The organism is Tranquillimonas alkanivorans, from assembly GCF_900115595.1.
In the GTDB taxonomy this organism is placed as follows: domain Bacteria; phylum Pseudomonadota; class Alphaproteobacteria; order Rhodobacterales; family Rhodobacteraceae; genus Tranquillimonas; species Tranquillimonas alkanivorans.
The window spans coordinates 25,215-41,084 of sequence record NZ_FOXA01000020.1 but is presented as its reverse complement, the minus strand read 5'-3'; the positions used below and the strand labels follow the sequence as shown (position 1 = coordinate 41,084).

The window sequence follows — 15,870 nt, the reverse complement described above, 5'->3', positions numbered from 1 at the left end:
GCCCGAAAGGTCCGTGAATGGATCGAAGCCGTGGGCGCGAAAACTGCCTTCATAGAGCCCGGATCACCGTGGGAGAACGGCTATTGTGAGAGCTTCAACGCCCGCTTCCGCAACGAGCTGCTCGACGGGGAGATCTTCTACTCGCTCCGCGAGGCCCAGATCCTCATCGAACAATGGCGGCGCCACTACAATACCATCCGCCCCCATAGCGCCCTGGGCTACAGACCGCCTGCCCCGGAAGCCATCGTCACCGTCGACCGAAGGAGGGCAATGCATTAACAATCAACCTGGACCACTCGAACGGGGCAGTTCACTGCTGTTCAAGGCGGCGACGACCTTGCTCGGTCGGGTGCAGAAGTTCTCGGCGTTGAAGAGATGGGCGCTTCGACTTGCTGGACGACGGGGATTTGCCAAGGCGGCCGTTGCAACCGCACGGAAGCTCGCGGTGCTGATGCTGACATTGTGGAAGAACGAAACCGAGTTCAAATGGAAAGAGGAGGCCATAGCCTGACCTGGATTCCCGCCCCGGCGGCGGGAAGCGAAGTCCCGAAGGGGCGGAGGTTGGTCGATCTCGCGCGGGCCGATGGGATGCGGAGCATTCTGCACAACCCAATCCATACATCGGAGACGACCGCCACCGGACACCATGCTGAGGCGCAAACCACGCGACCTCGAAGAGAACCATGACCCTGGACGGACGAACTGCTTCCCAACTTGACAAGGCCGCAATCAGAGAACCGGCCCGTGGCGTCATGGAAGGCCACGTTCAGAGGCCTGACACACGTCCGATCGAAGACCCCGCCGAAAGACCGAAGATCACGCCTGCCAACAGGGGGCATCCACACACGTTCTCCAATGATCAACTCATGGAAATGGTGAAACGCCTGCTGGTCGGCCCTCGGTCGCCGGGTGGTCGTGCCCCGGCCGCGCAGCAAGCCGCGGGGGCGCCGGTCACCTCGCCTTCCTGCCGTCGTTGTGCGGAGTGAAGTGCCGGGTCACCCTCAAGTCCGCTTCGTCCGCATGTTGTTTTGCCGCCCGTGCGTGGCCGCTTCACGGGGGCCCTGCCGAGGCTGCAGCGTTCTGCTCTTCCGCTTCAGGGAGAGGATCGTCGCCGGTCGAGATCACATCGACATCGGCCCGGTCCAGCGCTCTGGCCAGTTCGCCTTCCGGATGACGGTCCGAAAGAACCGCCGTCAGCCACTCAAGCCCGTCTACAACCGAGAAGTCCACGCGGGAGAACTTGCTAGAGTCGACAAGGAGATACCGCTGGCGGCACTGACGCAGCATCGCCCGCTTTACCGGCGCGAATTCATCGATCGCCTCGGTCACTCCGGGCACGGCAATCCCGGAGGCGCCAATGAAACAGCGATCGGCGTTGTACCGGCCGATGAAATCGGCCGTTTCGGTGCCGACAGTTGCGGCCTCTTCGACCATGAAGCGCCCGGGTGCGAGGAGTACCCGCGCGTTCGCGTTCCGGCCGAGCGACATTGCCACCTGCACGCTGTTCGTCAGGGCGGTCAGAGACTTCGACGAGTATGCCAACACCTGAGCCAGCGCCAGGGTCGTCGCGCCGGCGTCGATCATCAGCGTTTCGCCCTCTTCGATCAGCGAGGCTGCCGCCCTCGCAATCTCCTCGCGTTCGGCAAGGCGCTCTTTCCGGCGGTCGTCGAGGTGCCGATGGCTGCCGGGAAAGGGTGCCGAGGCGCCTCCGTAGGCGCGGTGCAAAAGGCCATCCCTGCTGAGATCCTCGATATCACGCCGGATGGTTTCCGTGGTGACGCCGAAACGAACGGCGAGGTCCGAAATTCGCACGTGTGGCTGGAGCTTCAGGTCGAGCAGAATCCGCTCGCGCCGCTCACTCTTGCGGAGCCTTCGGTCGAAATTACTGAAGTCAGCCATTCATAACGGTTCTGCGAAACCCCGGGTTCGCGGCGACCATAGTGGGAAAGATGCACGTTTTCCACGCTCGGTTGTTGCAAGTCGCAACATTCGATGCTGTCCTAGCCCGCGAAGGCTGCTTTCGCAGCCGGACAAATCGACAACGGAGGAGGAAAGACCCGATGAAGGACATCATTCTGAGCGGCGGAGCGCTGGCCGCGGCCGTGGCGCTTTCGGCAACGTCGGCGTTCGCGCAGGAAGACTGCGAGCGCGGCCAGCTCGACGCGATGTATTGCGACACCAACGGTGACCTTGTCGCCGACGCGCCCGCGGACGAAAGCGAGCTGCGCGATCCCGGCACGCTGGTCTTCGCATATACCCCGGTCGAGGATCCGGCCATCTATGAAGACATCTGGGAGCCGTTCATCGAGCACCTGGAAGAGGTCACGGGCAAGGACGTGCAGTTCTTCGCCGTGCAGTCGAACTCGGCCGAGGTCGAGGCGATGCGCTCGGGCCGCCTGCACATCGCCGGCTTCTCGACGGGCCCGACCCCCTATGCCGTGAACCTCGCCGGCGCGGTGCCCTTCGCGATCATGGGCGGCGACGACGGCCGCTTCGGCTACACGCTGCAGCTTTACACCCAGGCCGACAGCGACATTCAGGAACCCGCCGACCTGGCCGGCAAGCGCGTGGCGCATACCTCGCCGACCTCGAACTCGGGCAACCTTGCGCCGCGCGCGCTGTTCCCGGACCTCGGCGTGGTGCCGGGCGAGGACTACGAGGTCACGTATTCCGGCTCGCACGACCAGTCGATGCTGGGCGTGGTTGCCGGCGACTATGACGCCGCTCCGGTGGCCTCGGAGGTGGTCGAGCGGATGGCCGAGCGCGATCTCTACGACCCCGAGGACGTACGCCTGGTTTGGGAAAGCGACCCGTTCCCGACGACCTCGTACACCTATGCCCACGATCTGGCGCCCGAGCTGAAGGACAAGATCGAAGAGGCGTTCTTCTCGTTCGACTTCGAGGGCACCGCCCTGGGTGAGGAATTCACGGGCGTGAGTAAGTTCATCCCGATCACCTACGAAGATCAGTGGGCCGTCATCCGCCAGATCCAGAAAGCCAACGGCGTCGAGTACACGCCCGAGGGCCTGGCGGCGGAATAATCCGGCAACGACAATGGGCCCGGCCGGGACAGGCCGGGTCCGCAACAGAGAGATCCAGATGCTGAAGATCACCGAACTGGTCAAACGCTACGGCAGCGGCGACCCGGTCCTGAAAAACCTAAACCTGACGATCGAAGGCGAAAGCGTCGTCTCGATCATCGGCTCATCCGGCGCGGGCAAGAGCACGCTTCTGCGCTGCATCAACCGTCTGGTGGAGCCGAGTTCGGGCAGCATCGTGCTGAACGGCACGGAACTGACCAAACTTCGGGGTCGCGAACTGCGCGCCGCCCGGCGCAAGATCGGCATGGTGTTCCAGGGCTTCAACCTGGTCGACCGCCTGACGGTCATGGAAAACGTGCAGTCCGGACGGCTGGGATACATCTCGACCTGGGCGGCGGTCATGCGGCGCTATCCCAAGGAGGACATCCGCCGCGCCTATGAGTTGATGGAGCGGGTAGGCATCGCACACTACGCAGACAAGCGCGCCGACGAGCTGTCGGGCGGCGAGCGCCAGCGCGTGGGCGTGGTCCGGGCACTGATGCAGAAGCCCGAGATCCTGCTGGCGGACGAACCGACCGCGTCGCTCGACCCGAAGACGTCCGAGCAGATCATGGGCCTGCTGCGCGATCTGGCGGGCGAGCTGAAGCTGCCAGTGCTGATCAACATCCACAACGTGGCGGAGGCCAAGGAATACACCGACCGGATCGTCGGCATGCGCTACGGCCGGATCATCTTCGACGACCTGCCCGAGAAGCTAGATCAGGACGCGATGGACAAGATCTATTCCGGCAGCCCCGCCGCCGACCGCGCGGGCACGCCGGGCGAGATGCGGGAGGCGTCATGAGCACGGCGCGCGACACCTGGCATCGCCCGCCGTTCATCGCCAACCCGATCCTGCGGTGGGCCGTTTATCTGGGCGTCGGGGTTTACGTGCTTTGGACCATCGCGACGCTGCCCATCGACTGGGCGCGGGTGGCCGAGGGCCTGGAGCGTGCCCAACGCATCTTCGGCGGGGCGTTTCCGCCGAGCTTCGCGCGCAGCGGGCTGCTGATCGACGGGTTCCTCGAAAGCCTCAAGATCGCGATCCTCGCCACATTCGGCGGCGTGCTGCTGTCGATCCCGATCGCTTTCATGGCGGCACGCAACATCTCGCCCCTGCCGATCTACTACCTGGGCCGGGCGCTGATCATCATCGCACGCAGCTTCCATCCCGTGATCGTGGCGATCATCTTCGTCAAGGCAGTGGGCTTCGGCCCGTTCGCGGGTGTGCTGACGCTGGTTGTCTATTCCATCGGCTTCGTCGCCAAGATGCTGGCCGAGCGGATCGAGGAGATCGATTTCGGGCAGGTCGAGGCGATGCGCGCCGCCGGCGCGCCGTACCTCTCGACGCTGTTCTACGCCATCTTCCCCCAGATCATGCCGCGCCAGATCGGGCTGACGATCTATCAGCTCGACAGCAACCTGCGGGCCTCGGCCGTGGTGGGCATCGTCGGCGCGGGCGGCATCGGCTCGACCCTGGCCAACGCCTTCGGGCGCTACGATTATGACTTCGCCCTCGCCATCACCATGGTGATCGTCGGCGTGATCCTCGTCTCGGAAGCCGTGAGCGGGCAGATCAGGAAGCGGATATGACACTTTCAGACCTTCACCGGGACGATTGGGCCCGCTTCACCCCGCGCCAGCGTATGCAGCGCTATGCCATGTTCCTGCTGGGCGCGCTTGCCGTGGGCTGGGCGCTCGGCAGCATCGACGTGATCTGGGCCTGGGTCTGGGACGCGCCGGTGCAGATGGGCGACCTGTTCGGCCGGATGATCCCGCCGGACCCGACGAACCTGGACACCATCCTGTGGGTGCTGTGGGAGACGGTGAACATCGCCACCATCGCCACCGCGTTCGCCGTCCTGATCTCGCTCCCCGTGGCCTATCTTGCGGCGCAGAACACCACGCCGAACCGAGCCACGCTGTGGCTCGGCCGGTTCATCCTGGTGTCGTCGCGGTCGATCAACACGATCATCTGGGCGCTGTTGTTCGTGGCCATCTTCGGCCCTGGCATCGTTGCGGGCATCGTGGCGATCATGTTCCGCTCGATCGGGTTCATCGGCAAGCTGCTGGGCGAGGCGATCGAAGAGATCGACAAGCGCCCGGTCGAGGCGCTGGAAGCCACCGGCGCGTCGCGGTTCAAGATCATCGCCTATGCCATCGTCCCGCAGGTCATGCCGACCTTCTGGGCCGTCAGCATCCTGCGCTGGGACATCAACCTGCGCGAGTCCACCGTGCTGGGCCTGGTCGGAGCGGGAGGCATCGGCATCATCCTGCAGGGCGCCATCGACACCTTCAACTGGCCCGAGGCCGCGACCGTGCTGCTGGCCATTCTGGTTCTGGTGATCCTGGGCGAGATCGTCTCGGCCTTCCTGCGCCGCCGCATTCTCTGACCAGCAGGCCGAAGACCTTGTGAAAGAACTGGCGCGGCGCCCTCGGGCACCGCGCCTTTTTTCATCATAGGCCGTGGCAATTGGCGTAGTAGGTCACCGTCGCCGGCCAGTCCGAGAACACGCCGGCCACGCCCACGTCCTGCGCCAGAACGTCGAGCATGGTGAAGTAGTCGGCGTCGCTGTCGATCGCGTCCTCGACCGACTGGAAGTACCAGCCGCCTCCGTTCGCCAGCGGGCCCGAGCGTTCGAGCGTCCAGGTGATGATGTTCAGCCCGGCGTCGTTCGCCGCCTCGGCATAGGCGGAAGGCACAATCTTGCCCGCATCATCCAGCGTCACCAGCATCCACATCGGCGGCGCGATGTAGTTCACGCCCATGTCCGCCAGTTCCTGCATCGAGGGCTGGAACGTCGCGGGATCGTTCGGGTCGACGATCCCACCGTCGCCCTCGGGCACATCGTAGCGGTCATCGAGGTAAACCGCCTGCGCACCGAACTCGGGCTCGTTCTCGATCCAGTAGCGCACGTCGTCCAGGTTGAACGACTGCGGCCAGACGTCGGCGGGCGGCACATCGGCGGCCTTGTACTCTTCGATCAGCTTCTGGGCATAGTCCTCCTGGCTGAAGCCGTCGAAGGGCATCTCGACCGACGGCGACTTGAGCTCGGGGGTGAATTTCGCGCCGAGCGAGCGGAAAAGCTCGATAGATTCGGCGTGGGTCATCAGCTCCGCCCCATCGGTGTAAAGCTCGGTGCGCCACGGAGCGGTGCCGCCTAGGTATTCCTGCGGCGTTTCGGCCGTGGTGTCGGCGGCGTCCATCTTGGGCTGCAACGTGCGGAACTCGGCCAGCGTGATGTCCGAGGTCCGGCACTCGGCCGTGGCGCCCCCGTCGGGCGTGGCGGCGGTGAAGGGCTGGGTGCACCTCTCGGCCAAGTCCGTGACCAGGATGTTGGTCGTGGTGTGGAGGTCGTTCTGCGCGTGGCGGCAGACGAGTTCCTTGTCGGCGGTGAAGGTGACGTCGCACTCCAGAATGCCCGCGCCCTGCCGCGCGGCTGCCCGGTTCGACTGGACCGTGTGCTCGGGGAACATCAGCGGCGCGCCGCGGTGCCCGACCGAGAACGCCGTGCGCTGCGGCGTTTGCCCCATGCAAGAGGCCAGCTTCTCCTTCAGCGGGCCATCCTCCATCTTGTCGATCAGGTAATACGGGCGCTGCCCGTAGCTCATCGCGGTGTCCGGCTGCGGGCCTTGCTCTTGCGCGAAGGCCAGCGACGGAGCGATGGCTGTTGCCACGAATAAGAGTCGCTTCATAAGTTTCCTCCCTAATTGCCGCCGGAGGCCCGGAATGGGGCGCAGTCGCGCGCGGCTCGCCGATGCTCTCACAGCTCCATGACTCGCGCAAAGCCTCCCGCAATTCGTTCGGAGAAAGCGCGGCCATCGCGGTCGCAGGTTGTGCGAACTTCTCCGCGTGGACTACGATCCGGGTCTGCGTGAGTGTCCCTCGTTCCGGGAGGTCCGGTGAGAACGTATCCGCCTGCGCCCTCGGCGCTGTCTTGGCCGATGATGCAGGGCTCCGGCGCCGGCCTCGCCGCGGGAATCGTCATCGGACTGAACCAGATCGGCAGCGCGGTGGCGCTGTCCACGCTCGTGTTTTCCGGGCCGGCCTCGTCGGGCGGCACGACGGGCGCGGCGCTGTTTCTGTTCGCCGGACTTGTGGGGACCGCGGCTGTCCTGCTCGCGCGCGACTCGCCGAAACTGGTCTTCGTCGGAACGCATATCGCGCCGGTGGCCGTATTGATGCCGGCAATCGTCGCGGCGACCGAGGCTTCGGCGTCTCCTGTCGCCGTGTTCACGCTGCTCGGGCTGACGGCCCTCGTTGCGGGGACGGCAATGATCCTTCTGTCCGTCTTCGATCTTGGGCGGATCGTGCGGCTCATGCCTTACCCGGTGGCGACCGGCTTTCTCGCCAGCACGGGGCTTCTGCTGATGATAGCGGCGGTCCGGCTGGTCGCGCCGGATCTTCAGGAAATGCTGCGCGATCCCGCCGGAACAGACGGTTTACGACTCCTGAACGTAGGGGCGGCCGTGGTACTGGCCGGGGCGCTCTTGCTCGCGGGGAGGTGGCGACGCGGCGTGGGGCCCCTCCTTTGCCTCGGCCTGGCGGCGTGCACCTTCTTCGGTGTCCTCGGGCTGAGCGGCATCGGCATCGAGGAGGCGCGCGCCAGCGGCATTTTGTTTCGGCCAGGTGCCGCGCACCCTGATCCCGCCTTCGGTGCAGGCGCGGTGCTGGGCCTGGCGCCGGACCTCCTGATCTCGTTCGGACCTGTCATCGCGGCCGCAGCCCTGGTTGCGGTGATGAGCATGATCCTGAACATGAGCGGGATCGAACTTGTCCTGAGTTCCGACATCGACACCCGGCGCACGCTCTTTCGCACGGGCGTTGCGAACCTCGTTGTGGGGGCACTGGGCGGAAGCGTCTGCTACGCAGCGTCGAGTTCGGCGATCGTCGCCAAAGCCTTCGGCGCCCGAAGCAGGATCGCCCCGATCGCGAGCAGCGGGACCCTGCTTCTGGGCATTCTGGCGGTCGGGCCTGTCATCGCCCTCACCCCGCGCTTCATCGCGGCCGGGCTGCTGCTTAGTATCGGCGCCACCATCTTCTGGAGCTGGTTCGGCGCGCAGAGACGCCTCTTGCCCCGGACGGATTGGTTCCTGAGCGGCTTCATCATCCTGGTTTCGGCGACGTTCGGGATGCTGACGGCGATCGGTTTCGGCCTGCTTGCTGCCATCGCCATCTTCGCCGTCACCTATGCACGGCTCCCGGTGATCGCCGCCGCGGCGGACCTGTCGCGGCGGAGCAGCGCGGTGGACCGGGGGCCGCGCGAACGCGAGTGGCTCGACCTGCATGCCCATCGGGGACAGGTGCTGGCGCTGCAGGGGTTTCTCTTCTTCGGATCGATCGAGCAGGTCATCGCCCGCGCCCGTGGACTGCTCTCGGCGACCCATCCCCCGCGCTACATCGTTCTCGACTTCAAGCACGTGAGCGGCATGGACGCAGCCGCGCTCGCCGGTTTCCTCAAGCTGGAGCGCAACGCCGCCACCCACGGAGCGCGCCTCATCCTCTCCGGCATGAACGCGGCCACGGCGGCCGTGTTCGACCGTCACTCGGACGCGACCGGCAGCCGGGCCTTCCGCCAAAGGGCCGCGTGCGCCGATGCCGCCCTCGAGCACGTCGAAGACGCGCTGCTTGAGGACATGCCCGCCGGTCCCGGCCCCGAGAACGCGGCATCCGCGCTCGCGGCGCTCTCCGGCTCGAAGGACACGGCGCGCCGCTTGCTTTCCACGATGTCGCGGGAACAGGTGAACGGCGGCACGCGCCTGATCCGCGAAGGTCAAACCGACACGGACGTCTTCGTGGTCGATGCGGGCCGGTTCAGGATCGAGACCGCCGGGCCGGACGGCGGCAGGTTCCGCATACGCTCGCTTCGCGCCGGGGCCATACTCGGAGAGATCGCGGGCTACAGCGGCCTGACACGGAGCGCGGACGTGGTGGCCGAAGGGGACGCGGTGGTCTACCGCATGGGTGCGGCGCAGCTGGAGAACCTGTTCCGGATCGACCCGGAACTCGCCGCCCTGTGGCACCGCATGATGGCCACGGAGCTGGCGGGAAAACTCCTGCGCACCAGCGCAATGCTTCACCAGTTCGACTGAAGCCGAGAGCGGCCGCCCGGACCGGGAAGTAAAGTTTCCGACCCGGAGTGTGAGCCGCGTCACAGATCGCACCGGCCTTTCGGGCAACAGTATCTCCATCAGCCGGTCGAGCCCGCACCAGGCACGGCCCCCAGACAGGAGAGGCTCCATGTTCAACATCTATGCCGACAGCTTCATGACCGCGACCCGCACTGACGCCCGCCGCCAATCGCGCAGGAAGGCGCAGCCGGAGCGTGAGGCAGAACACTTCAACCCGGGCCCCATGCGTGCGCTGCCCGGGGTCAAGACGCGGCGCTGACCGTCCCCTCCCCGGCGCCCGCACCGGTCCGAGGCCTTCCCGGGCCGGCCCATTTTATCAGATGAGCCGACGACAAGTGTTGCCGTAACGTAATGATCTGCTTTAGCCTTCCCTGGCGTAAATTTGTTAATCGATTCAGAAAAACTCGTATGGGGCAGGCACGGCAGACACGCGCGTACGGAGAATGGGCGTCACCCATTCCCGCGTCCGCTCTCGCGGAAGGCGCCCGCAAGATTGAGCAGATCTGCCTCGACGGCGATGTCATTACCTGGATCGAGATGCGGCCCGACGAAGGCGGGCGGAGCGCCGTGATGCGCTGGTCCCCGGGCGGCGCGGCGACGGACGTGCTACCGCGATGGTTTGACGCCCGCACGACCGTCAATTCCTACGGCGGCGGGGCGATGGCGTCGCGCGGCGGCGTCCTGGTCTTCACGCAGTACTCGGCCGACGCCTTCCCAAAGACACGAGACCAGCGGGTTCACCGCCAGGACCCCGGCGCCCTGCCGGTGCCAATCACGCCGCCGGTCGCCGCGAGCTACGCCGATCTCGAGATCGATCCGGCCCAGGGTGTCGTCTATGCCGTTATGGAAGAAACCAATGTCGTCACGAACGGTCAGCCGACCCAGTCCCTGATCGCCCTCGACCTGGCCGCAAAAGCGCCACCGCGCATTCTGGCGCAGGGCAGTGATTTCTATGCCGCGCCGCGCTTGTCGCCCGACGGCCGGAAGCTGGCCTGGATCACCTGGAACTATCCGTCGATGCCCTGGGAGGGCACCGAGCTGTGGGTGGCCGACATCGACCCGTCCGGCGCGCTCCGCAATCCACACAAGGTCGCCGGCGCGCCTGCCGCGCACGTCGACCCGATGCTCAACCCGGTGCTGCAGCGCCTCATGCGGTTCTCGGACGAAGCGGTCGTGCAGCCGCTCTGGTCGCCGGCCGGACGCCTCCACGCCGTTTCGGACCGGGTCGAAGTGAACGGCGACCGCTGGGCCAATATCTGCCGCGCCGAGGATGGGCGCCTCGCGCCAGTCACGCGGGAAGCCGCCGAGTTCGCGGGCCCCGCCTGGCAGCTGGGCGGGTCGTCCTACGGCTTCGTCAGCGAGACCGAAGTCGTCGCCGCGATGAGCCGGAACGGCACGTGGACGCTTGTGCGGGTGAACACGGAGACGGGCGAGACGCAGCTTGTCGACACGCCCTTCTCGTCGATCGAGCACCTGCACATCGGCAACGGCGCCGCGGTCTTCGTTGGAGCCTCGTTCACCGCGCCGGCCGCGATCTACCGGATGGACCTGGCGACGGGCGAGACCGAGCTTGTCCGGGCAACGAGACCCGCGCTCGACGAGGACGTGCAGGCATGCATCCGCGCACCGCGCTCCATCACCTTCCGGTCCGGCCCCGACGGAGCCGGCCAGTCGCACGCCTTCCACTACGCGCCCCTTAACCCGCACTTCGAGGCGCCCGAGGAAGAGAAGCCGCCGGTGATCGTCGTCATTCACGGCGGACCGACCGGCGCGGCCAAGCCGGCGCTCGATCTGACGATCCCGTTCTTCACCTCGCGCGGCTTCGCGGTGCTGGACGTCAACTATCGCGGCAGCACCGGCTTCGGCCGGAGCTTCCGGCGCGCGATCTATGGCGGCTGGGGCAAGGTCGATGTCGAGGATTGCCTCGGCGCGGTCGCGGCCCTCGTCCGCGACGGCAAAGCGGATCCCCATCGCGTCCTTTCCCGCGGCGGTTCATCGGGCGGCTACACGACGCTCGCGCTCGCCACCTTCACCGATCTGCTCAGCGCCGCGGCCAGCTATTACGGGATCTCGAACCTCGAGATGATCGCGCGCGTCACCGATAAGCTCGAGGCGCATTACGCCGAGTTGCTGCTCGGCCCGTATCCGTCGGCTTCGAAGCTCTTCCGCGAGCGCTCGCCGCTCTTCCATGCCGAGCGGATCGACTGCCCGATCATCCTGTTTCAGGGGACGGAGGACCCTGTCGTGCCGCCAAAGCAAGCGCGGGTCCTGATCGACGAGATGAAGGCGCGCGGGCTGCCGCACGCCTACGAGTTCTACGAGGCCGAGAGCCACGGCTTCCGCCGAACGTCTTCCATCGTAGGGTCCGTCGAAGAGGAGCTGTCGTTCTACGGCATGATCCTCGGCTTCACGCCGGACGGACCGCTGAAGGCGCCCCAGCTTCGCAACCGGGGAGACGCAGACACCTGACGCCGGCCCCCGGGGGAGAACGCATCGGACTTCCGGCGCCGGGAACGACAAAGAGGGAGGACGCCGTGACCGACCGCCACCGCAGCCACGATCTGCACAGATCGATGGACGCTTTCCGTCGGCGCCATCCCGACAAGCTAAGCCTCGACCGGGTGGTCCCCGTCGGCACGCCATCGGCCTGGTTCCTCGGCCCGAAGGGAGAGAACGAGGCCGTGCTGCGGCAGATGATCGAGCACGCGATCTCCTCGCACCTCGAGGCCCGCCGCGCCTATGCGCCGGACGATCCGAGGATGGCCCCCGATGCCGTCTTCGCCAGAGACAACGATGCCCGCAGGAACGCCATTGGCCTGCTGCACGCGCGGCTGGACGAGGTGCTGGCGCATCTGCGCGGGTCGATCCCTCTGTCGAGCTACCGCAACCAGTCGCACATGTACTGGGACACGACGCTGCCCGCCGTGATCGGGCACTTCGTCGGGCTTCTCTATAACCAGAACAACGTGGCGGCCGAGGCCTCTCCGGTCACGACCCTGCTCGAGATGTCGGTCTGCGACGACCTCTGCCGCATGCTCGGCTTCCGCAACCCCGAGGAGGAGAGCGACCTGCCCCGGCCCTGGGGCCACATCACCTGCGACGGCTCTGTCGCCAACGCCGAGTCCATCTGGGCGGCGCGGAACCTCAAGTATCTGCCGGTCACCCTCGCGGACGCCGTGCGCCACAATGACCGGCTCAAGGCAGCGCGCGGCGTCACGCTCCGCACGCTCGACGGGCGGCGCAGGCGGCTTCTCGACCTCAGGACCTGGGACCTCCTGAACCTGCCCGTGGACGAGGCTATCGGGCTGTCGGAGCGGATCGCCGCAACGGGGGGCATTCCGTCCGACACCATCGCGGCGGCGATGGAGGGGCGGACGGTGGCCGATATGGGGATGATGGACTTTGCGCGGAGATTCCTGCCCGACACGCCGGCGCCCGTGATCCTTGCGCCGGCGACCGCGCACTACTCCTGGCCGAAGGGCGCCTCGCTCGTCGGGCTCGGCCGGACGAGCGTGCTGCCTGTGCGCGTCGACCTCGACGGGCGGATGGACACCGCCGACCTGCGCCGCCACCTCGACCGATGCCTGGCCGAAAAGCGTCCCGTGCTCGAGGTCGTCGCTGTCCTCGGGACCACCGAGGAAAGCGCCGTCGACCCGCTGTCCGAGATTGCTGACATCCGCGACGAGTACCGCGAGATGGGCCTTGAGTTCACCCTGCATGCCGACGGCGCCTGGGGCGGCTACTTCGCCGCGATGCTGCGCCCCTCGGCGCTGGAGCGCGAGATCGAGGCGCGCGGCCTTCGCGGCACCGACGAGGAGGCGCGGTTGCTTTCCAGATACCTGGGTGTGCAGGAAGCGCACGAGGGCTCCGAAGCACGGCCGGACCTCGACGACGTCTTCTTCGCGCACGATGCAGGCATGGGACCGGGCATGATGCTGGGTGACTACGTGACGCGCCAATACGAAGCCTTTCCTCGCTGCGACACCATCACGGTCGACCCCCACAAGGCGGGCTTCGTGCCCTACGCCGCGGGCGCCCTCGTCTACCGGAATGGCGCGATGCGCGAGGTGGTCACGTTCACCGCGCCGGTCGTCTTCCACGGCGGCACCGTGCCGACCGTCGGCGTCTACGGGATAGAGGGGTCGAAGCCGGGCGCCGCGGCGGCAGCCGTCTACCTGTCGCACGCCGTCATTCCGGCCGACCAGGCGGGGTATGGCCGTCTGCTCGCGAAGTGCATGTTCAACTCCAAGCGCTTCTTCTGCGCCCTGATGGCCGCCTTCGGACCAGAGGATGCCGTGACGCTGACGCCGTTCCAGCGCCTGCCGGCCGAGCGTGACGGCGGCACTGCGGCGGAGATCGAGGAGCAGCGACAGCTGATTGCCCGCCAGATCGCCCCGGTCGCCGACGACGCGCTGGTCGAGAAGCTGTTGCACGACGGCGAGTTGATGACGCTGTTCCGCCGCCTCGGATCGGACCAGACGATCTGCGCCTACACGTTGAACTTTCGTACCGGCGACGGCCTGAACCGGGATCTGGAGCTGATGAACGAACTGAACGAAACCTTGTTCAAGCGCCTGTCCGTGCAGGAATTCGGTGGCGACAAGGTCCCCTCGGCGCCTCTGTTCGTGACCGCGTCGAGCTTCGAGCCGGGCACTTACGGACAGGATTTCGTCGACGATTTCGCCACACGCTGCGGTGCCGCTCCGGTGCCCGGACTGCCGGTGCAGTTCCTCGTCTCGACGCAGCAGAACCCGTTCATGACCTCGACGCAAAAAGGTGACCGGACGCCGGAACTGGCAGACACGCTCAAGCGCACCGCGCTCCAGGTCGCAGGCGACCTGCGCCGACGACACGGCCTGCCCGAGCCCGCCTGACGCATCCTCAACGACGGGAAAACGCCCGATGCTCCACAAGCACACCGCACATCATCACGCAAGGCCGTCGGACTTTGTCACAAACGTTCCGCATCAGCATGCCTTCACGCTGGTGGGCGAGAAAGCGGTCTTCGCGGTCCATATGACGCAGTACCACCACGAAGAGCATAAGTACCAGCTGGTGATGAAAATCACGCTGCCGTCAGAGGCGCATTCGAAGCTGGCCTCGGCACGCGCCCGGTTTCCGGCCGATACCTTCATGCTTTGCAACGACGACGGCGACGAGGATCTCTTCATGATCCCGGACCTGCCGGCGCGGCGCGTGCGCAGCTTCCGGGGAAACGTCTTCCAAGGTCTGCCCCCCTTTACCGAGGCCGACGAGGCCGAGCCGCATTTCTTCCCGTGGGACAAGAAGCGGACGCGCCCGCTGATCGCGGACATCGAGGTGCAGGTGGAGCGGATCGTCACCTTCCGTCCCTTTGCCCATCACCTCAGCCAGCCGGACTTCGCGACATACCTGCTTTGGGGCGAACACGGCGAGGCGCACATGACCAGCCTGCAGACCGCACGGCTGAGCACCGGACCTTTCGAAGCCCCCATGTTCGGCCCGGATTACGACCACGTCATGAGCCTGCGCGAGGCGCCGGACTGGCTCGACGCGCCACTGCTCGAGGCCGGGATCGTTGTCTCGGTCCCGGCTCTTCGACTGAAGGACGTTGAGACGGGCGCCCCGACCGTGCCCTGCGGCGTGCCCTTCGCGGACGGTCAGAAGCTCGATCTCCTCTACCGCGGGATGGGTCAGACGCGTGCGGTCACGGCCGGACGCACCGTCCTTGCCGCGACCGCGGTTTGCAACAGCGAGGGCATGGACGTCTGCCCGCCCGAAACGTCGCTGATGATGAGTGCCACGCCAAGGGACCTGCTAAGATGAACATGATACCGGGAACGGGGGAATTCACGCGTGAGGACGGGAACGAGGAACTCTGGTACCAGGTGTTCCAGCTCGGGCACCCGGTGCTGACCGGCAAACAGAGACGCTATTCGCTCCTGCCGGGACGCGGGCGTTGCAAGATGTGCCGTGCGCCGCTCACCGGTCTCGGCGGCTGGATCGCGCGGCGGACGGGACTGGCGCCGTCCTCGCGCAATCCGTTCTACTGCAATGCCTGCGACGGTTTCCTGAAAGCGTTTCCCGGCGGCGCCGAGGTCGACCTGTCGATGCTCTTCTGCGACCTGCGCAACTCGGTCACGCTCTCCTCCTCGATGGCGCCGAAGCAGTTCAAGGAGCTCATCACCCTCATGCGCGAGACGATCGTTCCGGTGCTGTGGCGGTCCGAGGGCTTCGTCCTGCAGTTCCAGGGCGACGCGGTGATCGCCGTCTGGCCGCCGGGCTTCAGCGGGCCGGACTACGCGAGCAAGGCGGTCGAGGGCGGCACGCGGCTGCCGGAGGTGCTGTCGCGGACCCGGTTCGCCGGGCAGGAAATCCCGGTAGGAATGGCTCTGCACACGGGGCGGGCTTATCTCTGCACCGTGGCCTCGGTGAACGGCGACATGCAGGAGGTAAGCGCGTTCGGCTTCGACGTGAACGTGGCCGCGCGGCTCGCTGCGGCTGCCAATGCCGGTGAAGTCCTAATTAGCGAGCGGGCGCTCGAGGCGGCGGGCCAAAGCGTCGAACCGGCCGAGTTGCGGTCCTACGACCTGAAGGGCATTGGCGACCGCGTGCGGGCCGCGCCCCTCCGCCAGGCCTGAGGGCCTCGTCGCCGGCACTTCGCAGCCGGGTGGCGGCA

At 66.5% G+C, this 15,870-nt stretch carries 13 protein-coding genes; 11 read left to right on the top strand and 2 right to left on the bottom strand.

Annotated features, from left to right (window positions below; genetic code table 11):
• Positions 1 to 279 (top strand): integrase core domain-containing protein (locus BM162_RS17505; protein ID WP_143096198.1); only part of this gene is annotated, 279 nt, incomplete at its 5' end.
• 771 nt (positions 280 to 1,050) lie between these two features.
• Here the strand turns inward: BM162_RS17505 and BM162_RS17495 are convergent.
• Positions 1,051 to 1,899 carry a DeoR/GlpR family DNA-binding transcription regulator gene (locus BM162_RS17495; RefSeq protein ID WP_093424683.1) on the bottom strand — a complete coding sequence of 283 codons (849 nt, stop codon included), beginning with the start codon at positions 1,897 to 1,899 and terminating at the stop codon, positions 1,051 to 1,053.
• Between the two features lie 161 nt (positions 1,900 to 2,060).
• Between BM162_RS17495 and phnD the strand changes: the two genes are divergently transcribed.
• Genes phnD through phnE (BM162_RS17475) form a run of 4 tightly spaced genes read left to right on the top strand, consistent with a single transcriptional unit; the run spans position 2,061 to position 5,473 of the window.
• The gene (gene phnD / locus BM162_RS17490) at positions 2,061 to 3,041 is read left to right on the top strand and encodes a phosphate/phosphite/phosphonate ABC transporter substrate-binding protein (RefSeq protein ID WP_093424681.1); all 981 of its coding nucleotides are present in this window, start codon (positions 2,061 to 2,063) and stop codon (positions 3,039 to 3,041) included.
• A gap of 58 nt (positions 3,042 to 3,099) precedes the next feature.
• Positions 3,100 to 3,885: a phosphonate ABC transporter ATP-binding protein gene (phnC, locus tag BM162_RS17485; protein WP_093424686.1), complete on the top strand. Its 786-nt coding sequence runs from the start codon at positions 3,100 to 3,102 to the stop codon at positions 3,883 to 3,885.
• A complete protein-coding gene (gene phnE / locus BM162_RS17480; RefSeq protein WP_093424680.1) occupies positions 3,882 to 4,673 on the top strand; it encodes a phosphonate ABC transporter, permease protein PhnE in 792 nt (263 codons plus the stop codon). Before phnC ends, phnE (BM162_RS17480) begins: the two co-directional genes overlap by 4 nt.
• The gene (gene phnE, locus BM162_RS17475; protein ID WP_093424678.1) at positions 4,670 to 5,473 is read left to right on the top strand and encodes a phosphonate ABC transporter, permease protein PhnE; all 804 of its coding nucleotides are present in this window, start codon (positions 4,670 to 4,672) and stop codon (positions 5,471 to 5,473) included. The genes phnE (BM162_RS17480) and phnE (BM162_RS17475) overlap by 4 nt, the downstream gene beginning before the upstream one ends.
• Positions 5,474 to 5,537: 64 nt before the next feature.
• Here the strand turns inward: phnE (BM162_RS17475) and BM162_RS17470 are convergent, their stop codons facing one another.
• Positions 5,538 to 6,776 (bottom strand): glycerophosphodiester phosphodiesterase family protein, encoded by a 1,239-nt coding sequence (locus BM162_RS17470; protein ID WP_093424677.1) that lies wholly within the window; start codon positions 6,774 to 6,776, stop codon positions 5,538 to 5,540.
• Between the two features lie 207 nt (positions 6,777 to 6,983).
• On the opposite strand from BM162_RS17470, the gene BM162_RS17465 reads away from it, so the two are divergent.
• The 6 genes from BM162_RS17465 (at position 6,984) to BM162_RS17445 (ending at position 15,832) form a co-directional block, all read left to right on the top strand.
• Positions 6,984 to 9,173 carry a cyclic nucleotide-binding domain-containing protein gene (locus BM162_RS17465; RefSeq protein ID WP_143096197.1) on the top strand — a complete coding sequence of 730 codons (2,190 nt, stop codon included), beginning with the start codon at positions 6,984 to 6,986 and terminating at the stop codon, positions 9,171 to 9,173.
• A 148-nt stretch (positions 9,174 to 9,321) separates the two neighbouring features.
• Entirely contained in the window at positions 9,322 to 9,471 is a 150-nt protein-coding gene (locus BM162_RS22930) for a hypothetical protein (RefSeq protein ID WP_177215234.1), read from the top strand.
• 311 nt (positions 9,472 to 9,782) lie between these two features.
• Positions 9,783 to 11,681: an alpha/beta hydrolase family protein gene (locus BM162_RS17460; protein WP_143096196.1), complete on the top strand. Its 1,899-nt coding sequence runs from the start codon at positions 9,783 to 9,785 to the stop codon at positions 11,679 to 11,681.
• Positions 11,682 to 11,746: 65 nt separating this feature from the next.
• Positions 11,747 to 14,086 carry a pyridoxal phosphate-dependent decarboxylase family protein gene (locus tag BM162_RS17455; RefSeq protein WP_093424672.1) on the top strand — a complete coding sequence of 780 codons (2,340 nt, stop codon included), beginning with the start codon at positions 11,747 to 11,749 and terminating at the stop codon, positions 14,084 to 14,086.
• A 28-nt stretch (positions 14,087 to 14,114) separates the two neighbouring features.
• Complete coding sequence (locus tag BM162_RS17450; RefSeq protein ID WP_093424670.1) at positions 14,115 to 15,017, top strand: hypothetical protein; 903 nt, start codon at positions 14,115 to 14,117, stop codon at positions 15,015 to 15,017.
• Complete coding sequence (locus tag BM162_RS17445) at positions 15,014 to 15,832, top strand: adenylate/guanylate cyclase domain-containing protein (protein WP_093424668.1); 819 nt, start codon at positions 15,014 to 15,016, stop codon at positions 15,830 to 15,832. Before BM162_RS17450 ends, BM162_RS17445 begins: the two co-directional genes overlap by 4 nt.
• Positions 15,833 to 15,870 lie beyond the last annotated feature (38 nt).

Excerpts from the sequence above, each read along its gene's own strand:
- BM162_RS17495 (WP_093424683.1), bottom strand. The coding sequence starts at position 1,899 with ATGGCTGACTTCAGTAATTTCGACCGAAGGCTCCGCAAGAGTGAGCGG.
- phnD (WP_093424681.1), top strand. The coding sequence starts at position 2,061 with ATGAAGGACATCATTCTGAGCGGCGGAGCGCTGGCCGCGGCCGTGGCG.
- phnC (WP_093424686.1), top strand. The coding sequence starts at position 3,100 with ATGCTGAAGATCACCGAACTGGTCAAACGCTACGGCAGCGGCGACCCG.
- phnE (WP_093424680.1), top strand. The coding sequence starts at position 3,882 with ATGAGCACGGCGCGCGACACCTGGCATCGCCCGCCGTTCATCGCCAAC.
- phnE (WP_093424678.1), top strand. The coding sequence starts at position 4,670 with ATGACACTTTCAGACCTTCACCGGGACGATTGGGCCCGCTTCACCCCG.
- BM162_RS17470 (WP_093424677.1), bottom strand. The coding sequence starts at position 6,776 with ATGAAGCGACTCTTATTCGTGGCAACAGCCATCGCTCCGTCGCTGGCC.
- BM162_RS22930 (WP_177215234.1), top strand. The coding sequence starts at position 9,322 with ATGTTCAACATCTATGCCGACAGCTTCATGACCGCGACCCGCACTGAC.
- BM162_RS17460 (WP_143096196.1), top strand. The coding sequence starts at position 9,783 with ATGCGCTGGTCCCCGGGCGGCGCGGCGACGGACGTGCTACCGCGATGG.
- BM162_RS17450 (WP_093424670.1), top strand. The coding sequence starts at position 14,115 with ATGCTCCACAAGCACACCGCACATCATCACGCAAGGCCGTCGGACTTT.
- BM162_RS17445 (WP_093424668.1), top strand. The coding sequence starts at position 15,014 with ATGAACATGATACCGGGAACGGGGGAATTCACGCGTGAGGACGGGAAC.